Consider the following 22,166-nt stretch of genomic DNA (forward strand, 5'->3'; position numbering starts at 1 on the left):
TTCCTTTTACTTGCAATGTTAATCGATCTTATTCTTCCGAATTCCTCTATGAAAAAGTACATCAAGGTAGTTGTCGGGCTATTATTGATTTTGATTTTTCTTCAACCATTGTTCCATTTGTTCCGATCGGATTTTGAAACATACCTTAACAACGCAATTCCTGCATTGGAAGCGGAAATGAGTGATCAACAAATGAAAAATTCCATCGAATCAAAGAAAAGTGAAATAGAAGACTCTCAGCGTGCATATATTTTAGAACAAATGGTTGTCCAAATGAAACAACAAGTGGAAGAAGGACTAAGTAAACAATACGGAGTCCAGATAAACGATATTGTTTTTTCTTTTCAAGAAGGAAGTGAACTGACCTTTGAAACGCTGGAAACTGTCGATGTTGTATTGGAAGCATCCCCCTTGCGCACGAACAAGGGGGAAGTGAAAGAAATTGTAATTGATACTGAACAAGACGTCCAAAATCTAAGGAATCAGGAAACAGATCAGATTCAAAAATATCTTTATGAGTCCTGGCAGCTCGAGAACCAGAATCTGAAAGTTCACTGGGAGGGGGAATAGAGTGAAAAATCCTTTTAAAATGCTGTTTTCCCATTTGAAGCTTAAGGAAGGTGAAACAAAAAAACCGACAAAATTGGCCTACCTATTGATTCTAGGTTTGGTTGGAATTCTCTTATTGATCGTCAGCAGCATATTTTCTCCGACAGCGGATAACCAGGCGGAAGAACCTCTCTCATCAGGTCCGTCTGCCATGGCAACTGAAGATCAGGAAACCTTCCTGCAAAAGGATAATGTAGAAAAAGAAGAAGCCATAACCGACTTGGAAAAAAGTTATGAGGAACAATTGCAGGCTCTCCTCGAAAAAATTCAAGGTGTGTCAAATGTGGAAGCAATGGTCAATCTAGATTCGACCAAACAAAAAGTTTATGAAAAAAATCTAGTGATCGGCCAGCAGACAACAGAGGAAACAGATCAAAACGGCGGAGAACGAACTCTCGAAGATTCGACGAGAGAACAGGAAGTTGTACTAGTCAGACAAGGTGATAAAGAAGTTCCGCTTCTTGTCCATACAAAAAAGCCAGAAGTAAGGGGGGTCCTCATAGTTGCCAAAGGAGTAGACCATATGCAAGTGAAAAAATGGGTCGTCGAAGCAGTATCGAGGGTTCTGGATGTCCCATCGCATAGAATCTCCGTTATGCCGAAAAATTAATGAGGGGGAAAAAAGATGCTGAAAAAACAAACGGTGTGGTTGTTGACGATGTTGAGTTTAATGATTGTGTTGAGTGTGTACTATATGAGTTCTCCAAACAACGAAGAGCTTGCTATCATAGATACGTTTAACTCAGGAGAAGAGGATCAGGCAACAAGTGGCGGAGCGGATGGAGAAAATGCAGAAATGTTGGAAGAAGGAGAATCAGTCATTTCCCAAACTTCTTCGGAAGAGTTGTTCGCTTCAATCAGGATGGACATTGAAGATGAAAGAAGTGTTAAAAAGGAACAATTAGAAGGAATAGTCGCTTCCAGCACTGCTTCAACCGAAGAAGTGAATGCAGCTTATGAAGAGATGAAGAAGCTTGAAGAGGTCTCGACAAAAGAACTTGTCTTGGAAGAATCGATTGTAGCGGAGAATGGATACGATGATGTGCTTGTAAGATCTGAAGAGGACGAAGTAGTAGTAACTGTACAAGCGGCTGAATTATCAAAAACAGAAGCAAACAATATCATCCAAATGGCCAAAGATGAATTCGGCGAAGTGACAATAGAAGTGAAATTTCAACCGACCAGCTAATTAAAAGCAGGGACGTGTACTGTAACAGAAGTACACGTCCCTGCTTTTTGTTTTTTTATTATAAATTAGTCATTTTCGGGACACATTGCTATAATAATAGATGGATCATTTCAAGGGAATACCAAGAACTCCTGTTTGAAAGCCGTTTTGTTTCGGGGAAGTTGAAGTTTTTTCAACCATCTCGTAAAATGTAGTAGGAGTTATTAGTACCTGTTGTTAAATTGTTAAAAAGAGAGGTGCCAATGGAGCATGTTGAAAGTACAAGAGATAAGAGAACTAATTAAATTGATTGATCAATCATCTATTGATGAATTCAGTTATGAATCGAATGGTACAAAAGTATCGATGAAGAAAGAAAAAGGCGAGAGAGTACAGGCGGTCCAATCCCCTGCAAATATCGCACCTGCAGCATCCGAAGTGGTGTCTCAACCATCAACTGAGCCGGTCGAGGTAGAATCTACTCCAGAACCGCAAGCTGCAAAACCCGCAGAAAAGAATGCAGGTGGACATGACCATGAGATTGTTTCACCAATGGTTGGTACATTTTACAGTTCACCGACCCCGGAAAGTGATGTATATGTTCAAAAAGGGGACAAGGTGTCTTCTGATACCGTCGTTTGTATCGTTGAAGCGATGAAATTGTTCAACGAAATTGAAGCGGAAGTGAAAGGTGAAATTACCGAAGTATTAGTGGAAGACGGCGAACTGGTTGAATATGGCCAGCCTTTATTTAGAGTTAAGACAGAGTAAGGGGATGACATTGTGATTAAAAAACTCTTGATTGCGAACAGAGGAGAAATAGCTGTCCGCATAATACGAGCGTGTAAAGAAATGGATATAGAAACAGTAGCTGTATATTCGGAAGGGGATAAGGATTCTCTTCATGTGAAATTAGCAGATGAAGCTTACTGTATCGGTCCGATATTGAGCAAGGATAGTTATTTGAACTTCACCAACATAATGAGCGTGGCAACTTTGACTGAAGTCGATGCTATACATCCTGGTTATGGATTTCTGTCCGAAAATGCCGATTTTGCAGATATATGCAACGCCTGCAATATCACCTTTGTAGGGCCGAGTGCATATGCAATTCAAAAAATGGGAACAAAAGATGTGGCGAGAGAAACAATGAAAGAAGCAGGTGTACCGATTGTTCCCGGATCTGAGGGGATTATTGCCGATGAAGAAGAAGGAAAAAGAGTTGCAGAAAAAATCGGTTATCCTGTCATCATCAAAGCGACAGCAGGCGGAGGCGGTAAAGGAATCCGTGTCGCCCGATCTGAAGAAGAATTAGTAAAAGGAATTCGAGTAACCCAAAAAGAAGCAGAACAGGCATTTGGAAATCCTGGCGTCTATATAGAAAAATTCATCGAAGATTTTCGTCATGTCGAGATACAAGTACTTGCCGACAATTTCGGAAATGTCGTCCATTTAGGAGAGCGGGATTGTACAATCCAGCGCCGCCTGCAGAAATTGATTGAAGAAACTCCTTCACCTGCAGTGACACCAGCAATCAGGGAAAAGATGGGTCAGGCCGCCGTCAAGGCTGCACAGGCAGTGGAGTACTCCGGTGCAGGCACAATCGAATTCATTTTTGACAAAAAAGAGGAAACCTTCTATTTCATGGAAATGAACACACGGATTCAAGTGGAACATCCTGTGACAGAAATGGTAACAGGGGTTGATTTGATTAAAGAACAGATCAAAATTGCAAACAATGAAAAGCTTTCTTTCAAACAGGAAGAAATCGAGTTTAACGGCTGGGCTATTGAGTGCAGGATCAATGCGGAAAATCCTTTCAAGCAATTCATGCCGTCGCCAGGTGAAATAACAATGTACCTGCCTCCTGGAGGTCTTGGAGTGAGAATCGATTCAGGTGCTTACCCTGGTTACAAAATACCTCCTTATTATGATTCCATGATTGCTAAACTTATTACTTATGGTCCGACAAGGGAAGAAGCTGTCCGGAGAATGAGACGTGCCTTGGATGAATTTGTTGTAGAAGGGGTATTCACTACTATTCCTTTCCATGAGCGAATGATGGCTCACCCAAAATTTGTCGATGGAGATTTTAATACAAAATTTTTGGAAAAATATACTATAATGGAAGATGAATAGTACAAAAGGAGTGAACGGAATGAACGAAAACTCTTTATTGAACGTCGGTGAAGGTTCAGACCTTGGAAAAGTGGAAATAGCTCCTGAAGTAATCGAGGTTATTGCCGGGATTGCAACCATCGAAATCAAAGGCGTATTCGGGATGCGTGGCAACTTCGCTTCGGGTGTAGCAGAGCGATTGGGCAAGAAGTCACACGGCAAGGGCATAAAGGTCGAACTGACAGAAAATGGTGTGTTGATCGATGTGTTTGTTGTATTGGATTATGGAACGACAATCCCTGAAATCGCCCAGAAAATCCAGACCAACATTCGCCAGGCGCTTAAAAACATGACAGCTCTTGAAATTGATGAGATCAATATCCATGTTGTCGGTGTCCAGATAGATCAAAAGGAAGAACAGGAAGCGATTTCTGAATAGGAACTATTGAAGGAGGTCAAAGGAGTCAAATTCTCTTTTGGCTTCTTTTATTTAACAGGACCTGGCGAGAAAAAAGTTGTCGCGCGAATCATCTTTCTCCGGAACGGTTTTCTTATAAGAAAGAGTCAGGCTCGAATATGGTTTTGTAATTCGGAAAATGTTATTATTTGAAACAGATATAGCTTAAAGGAGAATGAATGTATGAAAAGACGAACAGCCAGAGAGAAAGCCTTCCAAATCCTCTTCCAAATGGATGTCAACGACATTGATCCCAAAGATGCAATAGAACATGTCATGGAACAGCCGGTGGAAGGGACCTATCTTACTGAGTTAGTTTACGGTGTAGTGGAACACAGGGATGCAATCGATAGTAAAATAGATGACAATTTGGAAAAATGGACTTTCAGCAGACTGGCTTCGGTGGAAAAAAACCTGTTGCGGATTGCTGTGTTTGAATTGTTTTATAAAGAAGATGTTCCGCAAGGCGTAGCCATCAACGAGGCGGTAGAATTGGCGAACGATTATGGTGACGAGAAATCAGGAAAGTTTATTAATGGTGTTTTGTCCAAGATGTTATAAAAGGGGATGTACAAATGACAGCGGAAATAATATATGGCAAACAACTGGCGAGCGACTTGAGAGAAGAAATGAAACTTGAAGTGGACGCACTGAAAAAAGCCGAAATAACCCCAAAACTAACGGTGGTCCTAATCGGAGACGACCCTGCCTCCCATTCATATGTAAGAGGGAAAGAGAAAGCATCGGCGGAAGTAGGGGTGGAATCCAATGTTCTCAGGATGAAAGAGGAAACCACCGAAACGCAATTATTGGAAGTTATTGATGAACTAAACAACGATGTTTCCGTGAACGGCATATTAGTCCAACTTCCTCTTCCAGGGCATATAAACGAACAGGTAATCATTGAAGCAATCAGTCCAGAGAAAGATGTTGACGGATTTCATCCGATAAATATAGGTCGGATGGTTGCCGGAAAGGATACCTTCTACCCTTGTACTCCTTATGGGATTATTACTATGCTCAAATCGAAAAATGTGAAAATTGAAGGTAAACAGGCCGTTATTGTGGGCAGGAGCAACATTGTCGGCAAACCGGTAGGTCAATTGCTTTTAAACGAAAATGCAACTGTTACCTATTGTCACTCCCGGACAGAGGATATGAGAAAACACACGCTCGAAGCGGACATACTTATTGTAGCTGTAGGGAAGCAGCACTTTTTGACTGCAGATGATATTAAGCCTGGTGCTGTGGTCATCGATGTGGGGGTCAATAGGATGGAAAACGGAAAACTCACAGGGGACGTGGAATTCGACACAGCCAAAGAGAAAGCGGACTTGATCACCCCCGTACCAGGTGGCGTAGGTCCCATGACGATTACGATGTTATTACATAACACCATCAAGGCGGCCAAGAAACATAACGGATATTTAGGGAAATAAAATGTGCAGGTGTTTGATATGAATGATAAATATTTAACAGTTACAGCCTTGACCCGCTATATAAAGCGTAAATTCGAGATGGATAAGCATCTGAAGGATGTATGGCTGAAAGCGGAGATTTCCAACTTTAAACATCATAGCAGGGGACATATGTATCTTACCTTGAAAGATGATCGTTCGAGAATCCAGGCAGTTATGTTTGCAGGGAATAATCGTTTTCTGAAATTCCGCCCGGAAAATGGGATGAATGTGCTGGTAAAAGGAGAGCTTGGTGTCTATGAACCCCAAGGCCAATACCAATTATATATTAACGATATGCAGCCCGATGGAATAGGTGCTCTTTACCTTGCTTATGAACAATTGAAAGAAAAATTGAGCAAGGAAGGGTTGTTCGATGAAGAAAAAAAACAACCAATTCCTGCTTATCCCAAACATATCGGAGTGATTACATCACCGACCGGCGCTGCGGTAAGGGACATTATGATAACCCTGAAAAGGCGTTACCCAATAGTCAAAGTCAGTTTATATCCCGTTTTGGTGCAAGGTGAACGGTCGGCTGAATCGATTGTAAAAGCGATAAACGCTGCAAGCGACCATAAAGGGATCGACCTTTTGATTGTCGGCAGGGGCGGCGGATCGATAGAAGAATTATGGAGCTTTAATGAAGAAATAGTCGCGAGGGCCATTTCGGGGTCCAGACTGCCCGTGATTTCTGCAGTCGGCCATGAGACTGATTTTACGATAAGCGACTTGGTTGCAGATGTCCGCGCTGCCACACCGACTGCAGCAGCAGAACTCGCGGTTCCTTCACAATTGGAACTTAAGACGAAAATAAATTCAGCAAAAAGGTCGCTTGACCGTTTAATTGTAAGCCAATTGTCCACGGCGAAAGAGCGCCTGGATCAACTGAACAAGTCATATGCATTTCGATATCCGGCCCAAATGCTAAAGCAGAAGGAACAGGAGCTGGATAGAAACGTCGAAAGGCTTTCAAAAGCTTTAAAATGGAAACATGATCGCAACCGTGACCAACTACATTTTTTTACACAAAGATTGGAGCAACGACATCCCGCAATACAGGTAAGTCAGTCAAAAAGAGAATTGGAAAAACTTCAAAGTAGATTCACACTGGCCTTCAGGAAAGAGATAGAAACCAAACATGTCCGTTTTGCCAAAAATTTGGATAAACTGTCCTTGCTTAATCCATTGGAAACAATGAAGCGAGGTTATTCGATAACCTACACAGAGGATGGACAGGTCTTGAAAACTACAAAAGACGTCCAACCAGGAAATCAACTGACGGTGAAGCTTTATGATGGTATTTTGGACTGCCAAGTCTGGGGGATAGAGGAGGATACGAATGAGTAAAGAAGAACTTACATTTGAAGAAGCGATGAAACAACTCGAAGAAATCGTAGGAAAATTGGAAGAAGGAGACGTCCCATTGGAAAAGGCTATCAATTACTACCAAGAAGGGATGAAACTTTCGAAAATTTGCAGCGACAAACTGGAAACGGTAGAAGAACAAATGGAACAAATTGTTAATGAACAGGGAGATACTGTACCCTTCAATGTCCAGGAGGAAGAATAGCGTGCCTAAGGCCTTACAAAATTTTTTAACGGAAACTCAGACTTCTATAAATCAAGAACTGATCAGGCAAATCGAACAACTCGATTTGCCTGAAAGGCTGAAAGCTTCCATGCTCTATTCCGTCAAAGCCGGGGGGAAAAGACTGCGGCCTGCCTTGATGATTGCAAGCTTCCAATCCTATGGTGGAGAAGGAGACAAAGCCCTTTCCACTGCTGCAGCTTTGGAAATGATCCATACTTACTCTTTGATCCACGACGATTTACCAGCAATGGATGATGACCACTACAGAAGAGGAATGCCTACGAATCATAAACAGTTTGACGAAGCAACGGCGATTCTTGCCGGCGATGGTTTGCTGACCTATAGTTTTGAAATCATTGCAAAAGATGAATTGCTTTCAGACAGCCAAAAAGTCAAACTCATCGGTATGCTCAGCGGTGCTGCAGGGCCAAAAGGGATGGTTGCAGGGCAAATTCTTGATATGATGGCAGAAAACAAGGAAAGTACTTTGGGCGAACTGGAGACAATCCATACATTGAAAACAGGGCAACTACTGAAGTTTGCAGTGGCCGCAGGCGCTTTTCTGGGTGGTGCAACAGATTACCAATTAGAAGCTCTGCATAAATTCGCTTACTATTTAGGTTTAATATTCCAAGTGCAGGATGACATCCTCGATATCGACGGAAATCCTGAATTGATAGGAAAGCCAATTGGTAGTGACGCTACCAATTTCAAGAGTACTTTTCCGAAATTGTTAGGTATGGAAGGGGCAATCGATCAAAAGAATTCCTATATGGATAAGGCAAAAGAAGCATTGGCCGATGCCGAGGTCCATTCATCGATCCTCTTTGAAATTACCGAACACTTTGGAAACAGGGATTATTAGTATCGTTTCGAGACGCTGATAAGTAATTATTGAGCAAACGACAAAAATATGATATATTATAAAGACAAATGGAATGGTGCAGTATTCTAGTCAGTCCTCCGTTCCTGAAGGCGGGCCTAAAAATCCGCCAAAGGGCACATCGATGAAGTTCCTTGTGCTGGCTTGAGGCGCCCAGCCTTGGGTCAGTGCTGGGAGTTAAGGTTGCAGGGCGATCCACAAAGGCATGTGGGCGAGGACCCTGCTTCCGCGGAGGCCCATCTCTGTAGTGGTTTCTAAGCCTAGAACCCGCTATGGACTGGGGTATGAACCTGCGCAATAGGGAAAGGGAATCTCTATTCGCAGCGTAGCCTGCCTTGAGTGGTGCTGAGGGGATTATGGTTATAAATGGCGAGATTGTGGCCACTTTCTTTTCATTTTCTGCCATATGAAATCAACACTGCAAAAGAGGCTAGGGAACGGCCAAAGACTGCTGAGGAAATCTCCTAGACTGTTCCGATGGACATTTAAAAGGGATTATAGTGCGGACTAAGTGGTAATCCAGTCTAGCCATTGGCAACAAGGCTAAGATGGATTTAAAGGGGAACCGCCAGAATGGCAACATTCGGTATCCATCTGGGAAAACCTACTGGACCTAAGCCGCAGTTTTTACCTTTTAAGTGACCATTCCAATTACATAATTGAATTTTTCAAGAGGTCAATAAATGAAATCACACTTAAGTAAGTCATTAAAATTTAGTTTGAGTATTGCCGTTATCACATTTGTGTTAGCGGCTATTTTTTCAGTTATCTCCTCGTCCGTACTTAGTGGGGTAGTATGGATTGTAGGATTGTTTATCGTGCTGCTGATCGTTTTAATCGGTGTTGTATTTGATATGCTCGGCATTGCAGCCACTGCTGCTGATGAAGTACCCTTTCACGCCATGGCAGCAGAGAAGGTAAGCGGTTCCAAACAGGCGATCCAGATTGTACGTAATGCCGATAAGTTTGCAAGTTTTTGCAATGATGTAATCGGTGATATATCTGGGATTGTCAGCGGGACCGCTTCCGCCATTGTTGTCCTCCAGGTTGCAAATGGGTTCGGTTATTCTGAGGGATCCACAGTCCAAATCGTCATTTCGGTTGTTTTGACAAGTCTCGTGGCGGCATTGACTGTCGGTGGAAAAGCAATTGGAAAGTATTTTGCAATCCATGCCTCCACCAATATCATATTTTTTGCAGGTAAAATGATTGCTTTTATGGAGGAAAAATTTAAAATAAAATTGATATCCCAACGTTGATAAGGGTCGAAATATGAAACATCTTAGTGAAAAGTCTGTTATACTGATGGGGAAAGCAATGAGAGCTTCTGCATTGGCACATTCAGGCAAGCAGAAATTAGTGATGAAGGGGAGGACTCCCAAAATGGATCTTAATGAAATCAAAGATCCTTCGTTTTTAAAATCATTGTCAAACGAAGACTTGGAAAGATTAGCAGCAGAAATACGTGAGTTCCTGATTGAAAAACTGTCTGTGACAGGTGGGCACTTAGGAGCAAATCTAGGAGTAGTGGAGTTAACACTTGCTCTTCATAAATTGTACGATAGTCCAAAGGACAAGTTTCTTTTTGATGTCGGTCACCAGTCCTATATCCACAAAATTTTGACCGGACGCACGTCACAGTTCGATACTTTGCGTCAATATAAAGGGCTGTGCGGGTTTCCTAAAATGCGGGAAAGCGAACATGACGCCTGGGAGACAGGCCACAGTTCCACTTCCCTCTCCGGCGCGATGGGGATGGTGATTGCCCGCGATCTTAAAAAAGAAAATCATCATGTCATCCCGATCATTGGTGATGGGGCCTTGACAGGTGGTATGGCATTGGAAGCTTTGAATCATATCGGCCATGAAAAAAAGGATATAACTGTTATTCTGAACGATAATGAAATGTCGATCGCCAATAATGTAGGAGCTTTGCACAATGCACTGGGACGGATGCGGAGCGCAGGGAAATATCACCGTGTAAAAGATGAACTGGAATGGTTGATGAAGAAGGTTCCTGCGGTGGGCGGACGTCTCGCCCAAACAGCGGAACGAATTAAAGACAGTATGAAATACTTCATGGTTCCGGGTATGTTGTTTGAAGAATTTGGTTTTACCTATTTCGGTCCAGTCGATGGTCATGATTTTAACGATTTACAGGAAAACCTTAATTATGCCAAAAAAACCAAAGGGCCGGTCCTTGTCCATGTCATCACCCAAAAAGGAAAAGGTTATCAACCGGCAGAATTGGATGAAAAGGATAAGTGGCACGGGGTGGGACCTTATAAAATCGATTCCGGCGAAAAAATTAAACCTGTCGGAGGTCCTCCGGCATGGAGCGAAGTGGTCAGCGGTACTTTGCAAAAGATAGCCAGGACTGATAAACGATTGGCCGTCGTCACTCCTGCGATGATTTTAGGGTCAAAACTGGAAAAGTTCCATCAGGAGTTTCCGGAAAGGCTGTTCGATGTCGGGATTGCAGAACAACATGCAACCACAATGTCCGCAGGCCTGGCAACGCAGGGAATGAAGCCATTCCTTGCTATTTATTCCACTTTTCTGCAAAGAGCTTATGATCAGATTATTCACGACGTATGCAGGCAGAACTTGAATGTAGTCTTTGGGATAGACAGAGCCGGACTGGTGGGAGCAGACGGAGAAACGCATCAAGGCGTATTTGATGTAGCTTTCCTTCGTAATATCCCAAATATGGTAGTCATGATGCCTAAGGATGAAAATGAATGCCAGCACATGGTCAATACTTCCATTGAGTACAACGACGGCCCTGTTGCCGTTCGGTATCCAAGAGGGACAGGTATCGGGGTTCGGATGGACGAGTCGCTTTCTAATATACCAATCGGTAGTTGGGAAGTACTTAAAGAAGGATCAGATGCTGCCATTCTCACATTTGGGACTACCATTGAAATGGCTATGAAAGCCAGTAAAGAACTACAGGCAAAAGGTTTGTCGGTAAAGGTAATCAATGCCCGTTTCATTAAACCGTTAGACAATGACATGCTTCATGGCTTGATGAGGGAGAATATGCCGATCCTCACCATTGAAGAAGCAGTACTCAAGGGCGGTTTCGGAAGTGCTGTGCTGGAGTTCGCAGAAGAAAATGGCTACAATGGACAGGTCATAAAAAGAATGGGTATTCCGGATCGATTTATTGAACATGGTAAAGTTGAGGAACTTTTAAACGAGATCGGTCTTACCAAGGAAGATGTCATAGCAAATATACAGCATATGCTTCCAAGTAAACAGCAAAGGGCATGATTGATAGTGAGTAAAAAAACGCGGCTGGATATATTATTGGTTGAAAGAGATTTAATAGAGACAAGAGAAAAAGCTAAAAGGACAATTATGGCAGGCCTGGTCTATTCGGAAAGTACCAGGCTTGACAAACCTGGTATGAAAGTGGATGTGGACATCCCTTTGACCGTCAAGGGCAAGGTGATTCCATACGTTGGAAGAGGCGGATTAAAGCTTGAAAAAGCGTTGAAGTTTTTTGATGTAAATGTAAGCGAAAAAATAATGGTGGATATTGGATCTTCAACCGGAGGATTTACAGATTGTGCCTTGCAAAACGGGGCAAGCCTCAGTTATGCAATCGATGTTGGATACAATCAACTTGACTGGAAATTACGAAATGATGAGCGGGTAGTTGTGATGGAAAGGACGAATTTCCGATATGTAACAAGCGATATGTTCGACCGTGGTCTGCCTGATTTTGCGACGATTGATGTTTCCTTCATTTCCCTCAGGCTGATTCTGCCCGTCCTTAGTAAGATCTTGCTCGAGAACGGCGAAGTCATTGCTCTCGTTAAACCTCAATTCGAAGCCGGGAAAGAACAGGTCGGCAGAAAAGGGATCGTAAGGGATGCCAAAGTACACAAACAAGTACTGTCCAATATTCTTTCCTACGCCCGGACAGAAGGATTCCGGACAATGGGAGTGACTTTTTCTCCGATTACCGGTGGAGATGGAAATATAGAGTTTTTAGCTCATTTGAAATGGGATGGAATAAAGGAAGAAGCAAGCATCGAAGAGATTGGGATAGAACAAGTTGTCGACGAAGCTCACCTGTCTCTGAAAAAAGATGCTTGAGTAATGGGCTGCTGTCAGTAGCCCTTTTCATTTGCGTATTTTTCATAATTTCATGTACGAGAAATGGAGGAATATGATGACCAAGGGCCAGCGTCATATAAAAATTAGGGAATTGATTACAGATAATGATATTGAAACACAAGATGAACTAGTCGAACGTTTAAGGAATTTGGGTTATAATGTCACCCAAGCAACTGTATCCAGAGATATCAAAGAACTCCATCTGGTAAAAGTGCCGATGGTAGATGGAAGATACAAGTACAGTTTGCCTGCGGATCAGCGATTTAATCCTTTAGAGAAATTGAGAAGGCTTATAATGGATGCTTTTGTCAAAATCGATACTGCAAGCCATTTTATCGTATTAAAAACACTTCCGGGAAATGCACAGGCTCTTGGGGCATTAATTGACCATTTGGATTGGGAGGAAATACTCGGCACTATATGTGGGGACGATACATGCCTGATCATTTGCAGGACGGAAAAGGAAACCCAATCGATCAAAAACAAACTGCTGGACATGCTTTAAACCGACCTTGATAAGCGAAAGTTAAAATCGTTCCACTTTAAACGAAACGAGGTGGCATATATTTGTTAACTGAATTATCTATTAAAGATTTTGCTATTATTGATGAATTATCCATCACTTTCAATGATGGGCTTACAGTGCTGACCGGAGAAACCGGTGCTGGTAAATCCATCATAATTGATGCTGTGCAGTTACTAACCGGCGGACGGGGCTCGGTGGAATTTGTCCGTTACGGCTCAAGCAAAGCTGATATCGAAGGGCTGTTCACGATTGATGATCCGCATCATCCGATTTATGAAAAAGGTGTTCAATTCGGGATAGATATAAGCACCGATGGAATGGTCGTTTTACAGCGGACCATCACATCGAGCGGGAAGAGCATCTGCAGAATAAATGGAAAGCTAGTGACATTGGGAATATTAAAAGAGTTCGGAAAAACATTGATTGACATTCACAGTCAACATGAAACACAGTCGCTAATGGATGCTGACCGTCATATAGAACTATTGGATTTATATATTCGTGACGAGTTAGAACCTGTGAAAACAGAGTACACATCTCTTTATTCCAAGTATCAAGCATTGAGGAAACGTTACCGGGAACTGAGTGAAAATGAACAAGACATGGCCCAAAGGCTGGATCTGCTTGAATTCCAATTGAATGAAATTCAGGAAGCGGAATTAGTGCCTGAGGAAGACGAGGAGCTTTCTGAAGAGCGAAAAAAGTTGAATAACTATGAACGCATCTACCAGGGTATCAATGATGCCTATAATGCTCTTTACGGTGAGCAGAAGGGGCTTGACTGGCTGTCTCTGGCACTGTCGAGTTTGGAAAACGCCAGTGAATATGAGGAAGAGATTTCGCAAAAAAGAGAAGAATTCTCCAATCATTACTATCTCATCGAAGAACTGACTTATGATTTAAGGGCATACTTGGATAACTTGGAATTTGATCCAGAGAGATTGAATATTATCGAGGGCAGGCTTAATGAAATAAACAGGCTGAAAAAGAAATATGGGCAAACAGTCACGGAAATATTGGAGTATGCTTCCAAGATTGAAGAAGAAATAGACCAAATCAAAAACAAAGATTCTCATTTGGATTCCTTGAGAAGACAAATTGAAGAACAAGGGCAAGACGCTTTGCTTGAAGCAAAGCACATGCATGAAATTAGAATGGACGCTGCTGATACATTGACTGAAGCAATCCATCTGGAATTAAAAGACCTTTATTTGGAAAAAGCTGCTTTCGGAGTGGATATCACCATTAAAAATGGCACAGATGGCGAACCGGAATTACAGGGTGAACCAGTGAGCCTTCAGATTAATGGTTTTGACATTATTAAATTTCTTATTACGACTAATCCGGGTGAACCCCTTAAAGAAATCAGCAAAGTTGCTTCTGGTGGTGAACTGTCCAGAATCATGCTTGCCTTAAAGAAGATTTTTTCAAAACACCAAGGTGTGACCAGTGTAATTTTTGACGAAGTGGATACTGGTGTCAGCGGTCGTGTTGCCCAGGCGATTGCAGAGAAAATTTACGGAATATCTAGTGGCTCACAGGTTTTATGTATTTCCCATTTACCTCAGGTGGCGTCTATGGCAGACACTCACCTTCTAATTGAAAAGCATGTGTCCAATGACAGAACAAGCACTTCTGTCAAAGAATTGGATGAACAATCAAGTGTGGAGGAAATCAGCAGGATGATAACAGGTGCTGAATTGACGGACACAACGAAAGAGCATGCAAGAGAATTGATAAAATTGGCAGAGAAATTCAAAGAAACGCTACGTATTGATTGAAAACCCGGCCATAAAGGCCGGTTTTTTGGCTTCTGCAATGTAACCGTTTTAAATTATGCATGTGGTACATTTTCAAAACACGACAAAATAGGAAAAGTTACCCCTTATTTCTCATCTTTACAGTGTTTAAAAAATCGACTCTAAGGTCAAATTAGGAGTACAGAAAAAAACATTGTATGGGTTAGGAATGAGGAGAGTGAAAAATGAAATTTAACGGGTTTCGAAATGGAATAGGAATAATGCTCCTTGTTGCTATCCTCTTGATTCCATTATATTCACCGGTCCAGACTTTTCTTTCAATTCCAAATAAAATCACCATGTTCAGTAAACAGGATTCATTCCAATTGCCGGCTTTAGGTGATAACGTCACCGTTTCGGCAAACAGTGAAGAAAAAGTAATTGAAGCTATAGATACGAGTGAATTTAAAGCCATTGATGCCGGATCAGGCAATGTCATTTACGAACTTGCAGGACTGCCGGTGAAGAAGGTAAATGTCGATGTTTTGGATGATTTAAAAATTATCCCAGGCGGTCAATCCATTGGTGTCAATTTGCATACACTCGGAGTATTGGTGGTAGGACATCACCAAATCGAAACAGCAAATGGAAAAGTTTCACCAGGAGAAGAAGCCGATATCCAAGTAGGCGACATTATACTGGAGATAAACGGAAAGAAGATAAAAGAAATGAAAGAAGTCGCTCCTTACGTCAAAAGTGCCGGGGACAATGGTGCCGAATTGAATTTGACTGTTAAAAGAGGCGATGAAAAACTTAAAACAAAACTCAAGCCATATTTGGATGAAAAAGAAGATAAATACAGAATAGGTCTCTATATTAGGGATTCTGCTGCGGGTATTGGAACAATGACATTTTACGAACCGAAATCAAAAAAATATGGTGCTTTGGGGCATGTAATTTCTGATATGGATACAAGGAAACCGATTGAAATCCATAACGGCACCATTGTAAGATCTAGTATTAAGTCAATAGAAAAAGGAAATAACGGTACCCCGGGTGAGAAACAAGCAGAATTCTCGGCCAATGAGAAAAAAATCGGGAATATAACCAAAAACACACCATTTGGCGTGTTTGGTAAATTAGATAAAGGTATCTCCAATGGTCAAATGGATCAAGCGATGCCGATTGCTTTATCGTATCAGGTAAAAGAGGGACCTGCCCAAATCCTTACAGTAGTTAAAGGAGAAAAAGTGGAAGCTTTCGACGTAGAAATTGTGAGTAGCGTTCCGCAGAAATTTCCGGCCACCAAAGGAATGATTGTGAAAGTCACCGACCCAGAATTACTAAAAGAAACAGGTGGAATCGTCCAGGGAATGAGTGGTAGTCCGATCATACAAGACGGAAAGGTTATCGGGGCAGTGACACATGTCTTCGTCAATGACCCTACATCAGGATATGGTGTGCATATAGAATGGATGTTAAACGAAGCAGGAATAGATATTTACGGAAACAAAGAAAAAGCAAGTTGATTACACTGACTCTTATCTTTATGATAAGGGTTTTTTGTTATTCCGATTGTAAATAAATACATACATGATATAATATGTCCAAAGATTTTTCGACAAACCGGGTGTATTTGATGTCAAATCATATCGAAAATTGAAGGATGCGGGAGTTATTCTTTGAAAGTAGAAAAAAGTTAAATGTTTTTTCCTTAAAAGAAGGATATTTCGAACAAATGTCGAAAATATAACCAGGAACTAGAGGAGGAATTACACGAAGGAGGAAATATATTGGAAAAAATAAAGGTTTGTCTAGTCGATGATAACCGGGAACTTATTAACTTGATGGAAGAATATTTTGAGGACCAGGACGATATTGAAGTAATTGGCACTGCATATAATGGGAAAGATTGTTTGAGCATGCTTTCAGAATTGGACCCCGATATATTGGTGCTTGATATTATTATGCCGCATATCGATGGGCTTGCTGTATTAGGGAAGATAAAAGAAATAGAAAAGGACAAATATCCTAATGTCATCATGCTTACGGCATTCGGTCAGGAAGAAGTTACCAAGAAGGCTGTCGAACTTGGTGCATCTTACTTTATTTTGAAGCCTTTTGATTTAGAAAGCCTGGCAGACCAGATAAGGCAAGTTCATGGGATTTCTCCTTCATTTGAGAACAAAGGGTCCAAGCAAAAAGCGAAGAAAGATGACAAGAAAAAAGACCTGGAAACGAGCATCACACATATTATCCATGAAATCGGGGTTCCCGCACATATCAAGGGTTATATGTACCTGAGGGAAGCTATCACCATGGTATATAAAGACATTGAATTGCTTGGTTCGATTACGAAGGTACTATACCCGGATATAGCGAAGAAATATAACACAACCGCTTCACGAGTAGAACGGGCGATCAGACATGCCATCGAGGTTGCTTGGAGCCGTGGAAACATGGATTCTATTTCGTCTTTGTTTGGTTATACCGTAAGCATCTCAAAAGCAAAGCCGACAAATTCGGAGTTCATCGCCATGGTTGCCGACAGGCTTCGTTTGGAACATCGTGCGAGTTAAATAAAAGATATCATACCTCTGAATTTTTAGTTTGGGGGTTATTTTTTTTGCTGAATAAACTTCCATAAAAGTGAGATATTAATTCACAAAGGAGGTATGTTCAGCATGAAAAAGGTTTTACTATTTACTGCATTTTTATTAATCTGTATCCCGGTGACTGTTTCAGCTGCAACTACATACACAGTCAAAAGCGGCGATACGATGTGGAAAATCGCCGAAAAGTATAAAATTGGTGTTACGGAAATAATCGAAGCGAATCCTCGGGTCGATGACCCTGATTTGATTTATCCCAACCAGAAATTGAACGTTCCAAAAATAAGTGCAGTCAAAACTACAGAGCACAAGGTGATTCAGTTAACGAATCAGGAACGGGCTAAATATGGGCTACCGGCATTAAGACCGGATTGGGAACTGTCGAGGGTCGCCCGGTATAAATCCCGAGACATGAAGAATCAACAATATTTTTCCCATACAAGCCCTACTTACGGATCGCCGTTTAAAATGATCAGGAATTTCGGAATCGATTACCGTAGTGCTGCAGAAAATATTGCAAGAGGGCAGCAGAGTCCGAATGCGGTGGTCCAGGCATGGATGAACAGTTCTGGCCACAGAAAAAATATTTTAAATGAAAATTATACCCATATAGGCGTGGGATATGTGGCTGAAGGAAAATACTGGACACAGATGTTTATCACAAAATAATGAAATCTTAGAAGGCCCTGATGATAATCAGGGTTTTTTTGTGCTTTTTAAATTATCACTCAATATGCCCGGGGCTTGCTTACCATCGAATAGTAGAAAAAATTCGAAGAAGTGTGATAATATTTTATAATAGAGAAAAAAATAAATTAAATGGAGAGATTATTGGAATGAAAGTAGCAAAATTTGGTGGTAGCTCCGTAGCCAGCGCCCATATGTTGAGAAAAGTTGCCGGAATTATCCAGGATGATCCGGAGAGAAGAGTGATCGTTGTTTCAGCTCCTGGCAAGAGATTCGATGGAGATACGAAGGTTACCGATTTATTGATTAATTTAGGAGAGACCTTTTTGAACGATGAACCATACGAAAAAGAGATCGATTTAGTAATAAACAGGTTCAAAGATATAACAGATGAATTGGAATTAGGCGATAAGATATTGAAGGAAATCAGGCAAGATATTCATGATGTTATAAATTCCGATTATAATAGCGAGTTAAAGTTGGATGCCTTTAAAGCGGTGGGCGAAGATTCGCTCGCAAAAGTCTTAAGCGTTTATTTACAGTCCATTGGCATGCAGGCATCTTATTTGAATCCTAAAGATGCCGGAATAATGGTAAGTGATGAACCCGGCCATGCCCAAATTCTTGAAGAAAGCTTTGATTATTTGTATAAGCTGCACGAAAGGGAAGGGATTGTAGTCATTCCTGGCTTTTTCGGTTACACAAAAGAGGGGAAATTGATTACATTTTCCAGAGGTGGGTCAGATATTACCGGATCTATTGTAGCAGCCGGAGTTAAAGCTGATTTATACGAGAATTTTACAGATGTCGACTCGGTGTATTGTGTTAACCCGAATATTGTTGATAATCCAAGAGAAATAACTTCTCTTACATACAAGGAAATGAGGGAGTTGTCATACGCCGGCTTTTCCGTTTTTCACGATGAGGCTCTTATCCCGGCATTTAAGGCAAGTATTCCCGTTTGCATCAAGAATACCAACAACCCCGAAGGATTGGGAACGTATATAGTTTCCGAGAAGCATACTTCCTATAATCCAGTGGTTGGAATTGCTAGTGACAGCGGCTTTTTAAGTTTATATGTGGGCAAGTATCTAATGAACAGGGAAGTAGGCTTCGGCCGCAGACTTTTAAACATACTGGAAGATGAGGGCATTTCATTTGAACACACTCCATCCGGAATCGATGATATGTCTGTAATCATTCGTGAATCGAATTTTCCAAAGCGAAAGGAAGAAAGAGTCGTCCAAAGGATAAAAGAAGAATTGAAAGCTGATACAGTATCCATTGAACGAGATCTTGCCATGGTGATGATTGTAGGGGAAGGGATGAACAGTACGGTGGGAATCGCTCAAAAAGCCACTGAAGCATTCGCCAACGCTGCTGTTAATCTGGAGATGATCAACCAGGGTTCATCTGAGGTTTCCATGATGTTCGGAATCAAGTCTTCTGGTATTGAGGCTTCGGTACGTTCCTTATACCAAGCTTTCTTTGGTGAATATGAATAACAAGCAGGAAAAGCGTGTTCCAATTACTGGGACACGCTTTTCTTAAGTGTAATTTTTTAATGTTTTTTCCAACTCGTCATAACAGTAAATGCCGTTTTGCATTGCACGTTCGAGCAGAAGTTCAAATAATTCTGCAGTCATGATTGCATCATTCAGTGCATGGTGTCTCTCCAATTTATTTATGCCAAAATGACGGATGAGAGGGTCGAGTTGATAATCCAGACCAGGATACAGCCATTTTGCCATCGATTGGGAATCGACAACTAACGGTTCGTAATCCGGCAGTTTCCATCTTTTCAGCATCGTTTTGAGGAACCTTATATCGAACTTGGCAGGATGTGCTACTAAAATAGAACCCTTGCTGTAATCCAAGAACTTGTCAAAAGCCTCGATGAAAAGGCCGGCGTTCTTAATTTCGCTTTTATCGATTCCCGTTAAATCTTTGATCCGTTTGGAAACAGGTCTTATCGGCCTGATGATTTTGTGGAATGTTTGTTTACGGCAATATTTCAAGCCGGTTAATTGGATTGCGCCGATCGATATGACTTCATGGCCCAAATCAGGGATTAATCCGGTAGTTTCCAAGTCAAAAATGGTAAATGATACTTCCCCCAAATCTTGATACCTTATTCGAGGATCTTCATGAAAATATTCTAATCGTTCATTTAGTTTCCGATAAGCATCCAGTTCGAAAAATGGTTTGATTTTCTGATGATAGATCGGTTTTTCAAAGAAAAAATACTTTAAAATTTGTATATCGATCGGTAACATCAAACCACCCGATTCCTATTGTAGCTGAGTTCCAATACTTGCTGGAGTCTTTTTGCTATAGCTAGTGCTTCCCTTAATCTTCTTTTTTCCTCTTTAGAGAGTTCATGTAGGCTAATATCGTTTGTAAGTGGCTTTTTTTCTTCCAGTTGTTTGAGATTCTGGGTGAGCCTGAATGTTAGCAAACGATGTAAAGCGAGCTTCGCATTATCGGAATCCCTGGGGTGAAACCTTTCATATTCCGTAAGAGTTTTCACTCTTCCAATGGTACTTACGTCATCAATCCCATAACGCGCAGAATATATTCTGATAGCGTTGACAATCTGCATGATTGCAGATTTTTTAAGGTTCAAATTCCTTTGACGTCCAACGCCGATTATCCTGCCGAATGGATGGAAAGGTACTCGGAAACGAAGGGTGTCTTTCATCAAGAGTTGATGTAAATTCAATGATTTTTCTATTTTTTGTGTCAATTCTTCCCGCAATTTATAAGCCAGTGCGTAGTCTCCATAAATCGGTCGGAAATCCATAAAAATAGTAAAATCCCTGATCTCTTCTGCATCCATCTTTTTGATCCAATCAGTGAGACCTTCCGACCACTCGGATAGTGTTTTTCTCCATTTTTCCTCTTTAGCCATGATTCCGCCTTTGCATAGAGGAAAACCGCATAGTTCAAGCATATAATTGATTTTTTGGCTCAGTACTCTGAAGTAATGTGTAATCCTTTCTTTATCATTTGAGTGATAATAATCGGAAAGGATGATCCCGTTATCTTGATCAGTACTGAAGCCTTGCTCTTTTCTGCCTTCCGATCCCATGACGATGAAACAATAGTTGATTTGGGGCGGTCCATATCCTTCTTTCACCATCTCTTCTTCAGCGAGGTTGATCACTTTTTTGTGAATACGATCATTCAGATTTGAGATCAATTCGCAAATTTCATATCCGAATGTTCCATGATCAATCAGCTCCTTGATAAATCCGTGAAAACGTTCATTGTAAACCGGTGACAACTGTCTTAACTCGTCAAGCGTGTTGACGTCCGCAATCCGATATGTCAAATCGAAATAGATAGAATCCTTGATATTGAAAAATGACGACTGTCTTAAGAAGCCGACGACTTTTTCCTTGTGGAAGACAGGGACAATCGAGGTCGGATGATGCTTCAAATAGGATAAAGCTTCATATATAAAATTTTTAGACATGACAGAGTATACTTGTGTATTCATATGATTTTCTACCGGACTGTTGTGTTCATTGTTTAAATAAGCTTTCAGGACCTCTGAGTAACCAAGCATCCCAAGCATATGTTGTTTGTCTTTGCTGACAATAATCCCTTCCAATTCTTTTTCCTGAAGTATCCTTGCAGCTTCCTCTATGGTAATGCCAGGCTCAATGAATACAGGTGCTTCCATGTATCTGTCCACTCGCTTTGTGTACATTTCCTGCTCGGAATGGTCATTTAGGTCGGAACTTGTGTATTTCACTTCATGATAGAGACTTTTCATCAAGTTGTTGATGCCTTCCAGTACCACTTTGGAAAAATTCGTGTTATTTGACATAATTTCCATGAATCGGTTTTTATCAAAGCATAACGTCTGCGTTTCTTCCAGAGCTTGGACGGAAAATTTCATTTCCCCGCTGGATAACATGATCATCATCCCGATAAGGTCCCCTGGATAATAGTAACGCATCGATAACTGCCTTCCGCTTGACCTGTGCATGATGCTATTGGCAAGGCCTGATATTAAAAAGTGGATGTCGATTTTTTCTTCATCCTGTTCCTCATGGATGATAAACTCGTTTGTTTTAAACTTTTTTATTACTGCTTTGTCTGTTATTAAATCGAATTCCTGGTCTGTCAGTAGATTGAATGGGTATTGGTTTTTGAATACATCCATATATTCATGCAATA

22 protein-coding genes are annotated in these 22,166 nt (G+C 41.2%); 20 read left to right on the forward strand and 2 right to left on the reverse strand.

From position 1 onward, the window contains the following. Nucleotides 1-15: 15 nt before the first annotated feature. From spoIIIAF to CZ434_RS02440, 20 genes are all read left to right on the forward strand, one after another. Nucleotides 16-570: a stage III sporulation protein AF gene (gene spoIIIAF, locus CZ434_RS02345; protein WP_179107154.1), complete on the forward strand. Its 555-nt coding sequence runs from the start codon at nucleotides 16-18 to the stop codon at nucleotides 568-570. Between the two features lies 1 nt (nucleotide 571). Further along, nucleotides 572-1,219, forward strand: coding sequence for a stage III sporulation protein AG (spoIIIAG, locus tag CZ434_RS02350; RefSeq protein WP_245830915.1), 648 nt, complete (start codon nucleotides 572-574; stop codon nucleotides 1,217-1,219). Nucleotides 1,220-1,234: 15 nt separating this feature from the next. Beyond that, nucleotides 1,235-1,798 carry a SpoIIIAH-like family protein gene (locus tag CZ434_RS02355; RefSeq protein ID WP_077621611.1) on the forward strand — a complete coding sequence of 188 codons (564 nt, stop codon included), beginning with the start codon at nucleotides 1,235-1,237 and terminating at the stop codon, nucleotides 1,796-1,798. Between the two features lie 249 nt (nucleotides 1,799-2,047). Further along, entirely contained in the window at nucleotides 2,048-2,548 is a 501-nt protein-coding gene (gene accB, locus CZ434_RS02360) for an acetyl-CoA carboxylase biotin carboxyl carrier protein (protein WP_077621612.1), read from the forward strand. A 12-nt stretch (nucleotides 2,549-2,560) separates the two neighbouring features. After that, nucleotides 2,561-3,916, forward strand: coding sequence for an acetyl-CoA carboxylase biotin carboxylase subunit (accC, locus tag CZ434_RS02365; RefSeq protein ID WP_077621613.1), 1,356 nt, complete (start codon nucleotides 2,561-2,563; stop codon nucleotides 3,914-3,916). 19 nt (nucleotides 3,917-3,935) lie between these two features. Next, entirely contained in the window at nucleotides 3,936-4,334 is a 399-nt protein-coding gene (locus tag CZ434_RS02370) for an Asp23/Gls24 family envelope stress response protein (RefSeq protein WP_077621614.1), read from the forward strand. 201 nt (nucleotides 4,335-4,535) lie between these two features. Then, entirely contained in the window at nucleotides 4,536-4,913 is a 378-nt protein-coding gene (nusB, locus tag CZ434_RS02375; protein ID WP_077621615.1) for a transcription antitermination factor NusB, read from the forward strand. A 14-nt stretch (nucleotides 4,914-4,927) separates the two neighbouring features. Beyond that, nucleotides 4,928-5,791: a bifunctional methylenetetrahydrofolate dehydrogenase/methenyltetrahydrofolate cyclohydrolase FolD gene (gene folD, locus CZ434_RS02380; RefSeq protein WP_077621616.1), complete on the forward strand. Its 864-nt coding sequence runs from the start codon at nucleotides 4,928-4,930 to the stop codon at nucleotides 5,789-5,791. A gap of 18 nt (nucleotides 5,792-5,809) precedes the next feature. Beyond that, entirely contained in the window at nucleotides 5,810-7,159 is a 1,350-nt protein-coding gene (xseA, locus tag CZ434_RS02385; protein WP_077625042.1) for an exodeoxyribonuclease VII large subunit, read from the forward strand. After that, the gene (locus tag CZ434_RS02390) at nucleotides 7,152-7,382 is read left to right on the forward strand and encodes an exodeoxyribonuclease VII small subunit (protein WP_077621617.1); all 231 of its coding nucleotides are present in this window, start codon (nucleotides 7,152-7,154) and stop codon (nucleotides 7,380-7,382) included. Before xseA ends, CZ434_RS02390 begins: the two co-directional genes overlap by 8 nt. Nucleotide 7,383: 1 nt before the next feature. After that, nucleotides 7,384-8,268, forward strand: coding sequence for a polyprenyl synthetase family protein (locus tag CZ434_RS02395; RefSeq protein ID WP_077621618.1), 885 nt, complete (start codon nucleotides 7,384-7,386; stop codon nucleotides 8,266-8,268). A gap of 701 nt (nucleotides 8,269-8,969) precedes the next feature. After that, nucleotides 8,970-9,545, forward strand: coding sequence for a hypothetical protein (locus CZ434_RS02400; protein ID WP_077621619.1), 576 nt, complete (start codon nucleotides 8,970-8,972; stop codon nucleotides 9,543-9,545). Between the two features lie 124 nt (nucleotides 9,546-9,669). Next, nucleotides 9,670-11,562 (forward strand): 1-deoxy-D-xylulose-5-phosphate synthase, encoded by a 1,893-nt coding sequence (dxs, locus tag CZ434_RS02405; protein ID WP_077625043.1) that lies wholly within the window; start codon nucleotides 9,670-9,672, stop codon nucleotides 11,560-11,562. Between the two features lie 3 nt (nucleotides 11,563-11,565). Continuing rightward, nucleotides 11,566-12,393 carry a TlyA family RNA methyltransferase gene (locus CZ434_RS02410; protein ID WP_095742953.1) on the forward strand — a complete coding sequence of 276 codons (828 nt, stop codon included), beginning with the start codon at nucleotides 11,566-11,568 and terminating at the stop codon, nucleotides 12,391-12,393. 76 nt (nucleotides 12,394-12,469) lie between these two features. Then, a complete protein-coding gene (gene ahrC, locus CZ434_RS02415) occupies nucleotides 12,470-12,919 on the forward strand; it encodes a transcriptional regulator AhrC/ArgR (RefSeq protein ID WP_077621621.1) in 450 nt (149 codons plus the stop codon). A 62-nt stretch (nucleotides 12,920-12,981) separates the two neighbouring features. Continuing rightward, entirely contained in the window at nucleotides 12,982-14,721 is a 1,740-nt protein-coding gene (gene recN, locus CZ434_RS02420; RefSeq protein WP_077621622.1) for a DNA repair protein RecN, read from the forward strand. Nucleotides 14,722-14,924: 203 nt separating this feature from the next. Next, nucleotides 14,925-16,208, forward strand: coding sequence for a SpoIVB peptidase (gene spoIVB / locus CZ434_RS02425; protein ID WP_077621623.1), 1,284 nt, complete (start codon nucleotides 14,925-14,927; stop codon nucleotides 16,206-16,208). Nucleotides 16,209-16,472: 264 nt separating this feature from the next. Then, nucleotides 16,473-17,258 (forward strand): sporulation transcription factor Spo0A, encoded by a 786-nt coding sequence (gene spo0A, locus CZ434_RS02430; protein WP_077621624.1) that lies wholly within the window; start codon nucleotides 16,473-16,475, stop codon nucleotides 17,256-17,258. A gap of 105 nt (nucleotides 17,259-17,363) precedes the next feature. Then, the gene (gene safA, locus CZ434_RS02435) at nucleotides 17,364-17,960 is read left to right on the forward strand and encodes a SafA/ExsA family spore coat assembly protein (RefSeq protein ID WP_077621625.1); all 597 of its coding nucleotides are present in this window, start codon (nucleotides 17,364-17,366) and stop codon (nucleotides 17,958-17,960) included. Nucleotides 17,961-18,127: 167 nt separating this feature from the next. Continuing rightward, nucleotides 18,128-19,483: an aspartate kinase gene (locus CZ434_RS02440; protein WP_077621626.1), complete on the forward strand. Its 1,356-nt coding sequence runs from the start codon at nucleotides 18,128-18,130 to the stop codon at nucleotides 19,481-19,483. A 42-nt stretch (nucleotides 19,484-19,525) separates the two neighbouring features. Here the strand turns inward: CZ434_RS02440 and CZ434_RS02445 are convergent, their stop codons facing one another. Together CZ434_RS02445 and CZ434_RS02450 are read right to left on the reverse strand one after the other, a co-directional pair. Beyond that, entirely contained in the window at nucleotides 19,526-20,254 is a 729-nt protein-coding gene (locus CZ434_RS02445) for a 3'-5' exonuclease (protein WP_077621627.1), read from the reverse strand. Further along, entirely contained in the window at nucleotides 20,254-22,164 is a 1,911-nt protein-coding gene (locus tag CZ434_RS02450) for a DUF294 nucleotidyltransferase-like domain-containing protein (RefSeq protein ID WP_077621628.1), read from the reverse strand. Before CZ434_RS02450 ends, CZ434_RS02445 begins: the two co-directional genes overlap by 1 nt. Nucleotides 22,165-22,166: the final 2 nt, after the last annotated feature.

Source organism: Sediminibacillus massiliensis, assembly GCF_900156915.1.
GTDB classification, from domain to species: Bacteria; Bacillota; Bacilli; order Bacillales; family Amphibacillaceae; genus Sediminibacillus_A; species Sediminibacillus_A massiliensis.

What these genes read in the sequence shown, in the direction of transcription:
- spoIIIAF (WP_179107154.1), top strand. Translation starts at nt 16, where the DNA reads ATGTTAATCGATCTTATTCTTCCGAATTCCTCTATGAAAAAGTACATC.
- CZ434_RS02355 (WP_077621611.1), top strand. Translation starts at nt 1,235, where the DNA reads ATGCTGAAAAAACAAACGGTGTGGTTGTTGACGATGTTGAGTTTAATG.
- accB (WP_077621612.1), top strand. Translation starts at nt 2,048, where the DNA reads ATGTTGAAAGTACAAGAGATAAGAGAACTAATTAAATTGATTGATCAA.
- CZ434_RS02370 (WP_077621614.1), top strand. Translation starts at nt 3,936, where the DNA reads ATGAACGAAAACTCTTTATTGAACGTCGGTGAAGGTTCAGACCTTGGA.
- nusB (WP_077621615.1), top strand. Translation starts at nt 4,536, where the DNA reads ATGAAAAGACGAACAGCCAGAGAGAAAGCCTTCCAAATCCTCTTCCAA.
- folD (WP_077621616.1), top strand. Translation starts at nt 4,928, where the DNA reads ATGACAGCGGAAATAATATATGGCAAACAACTGGCGAGCGACTTGAGA.
- xseA (WP_077625042.1), top strand. Translation starts at nt 5,810, where the DNA reads ATGAATGATAAATATTTAACAGTTACAGCCTTGACCCGCTATATAAAG.
- CZ434_RS02390 (WP_077621617.1), top strand. Translation starts at nt 7,152, where the DNA reads ATGAGTAAAGAAGAACTTACATTTGAAGAAGCGATGAAACAACTCGAA.
- CZ434_RS02400 (WP_077621619.1), top strand. Translation starts at nt 8,970, where the DNA reads ATGAAATCACACTTAAGTAAGTCATTAAAATTTAGTTTGAGTATTGCC.
- dxs (WP_077625043.1), top strand. Translation starts at nt 9,670, where the DNA reads ATGGATCTTAATGAAATCAAAGATCCTTCGTTTTTAAAATCATTGTCA.
- ahrC (WP_077621621.1), top strand. Translation starts at nt 12,470, where the DNA reads ATGACCAAGGGCCAGCGTCATATAAAAATTAGGGAATTGATTACAGAT.
- spoIVB (WP_077621623.1), top strand. Translation starts at nt 14,925, where the DNA reads ATGAAATTTAACGGGTTTCGAAATGGAATAGGAATAATGCTCCTTGTT.
- safA (WP_077621625.1), top strand. Translation starts at nt 17,364, where the DNA reads ATGAAAAAGGTTTTACTATTTACTGCATTTTTATTAATCTGTATCCCG.
- CZ434_RS02440 (WP_077621626.1), top strand. Translation starts at nt 18,128, where the DNA reads ATGAAAGTAGCAAAATTTGGTGGTAGCTCCGTAGCCAGCGCCCATATG.
- CZ434_RS02445 (WP_077621627.1), bottom strand. Translation starts at nt 20,254, where the DNA reads ATGTTACCGATCGATATACAAATTTTAAAGTATTTTTTCTTTGAAAAA.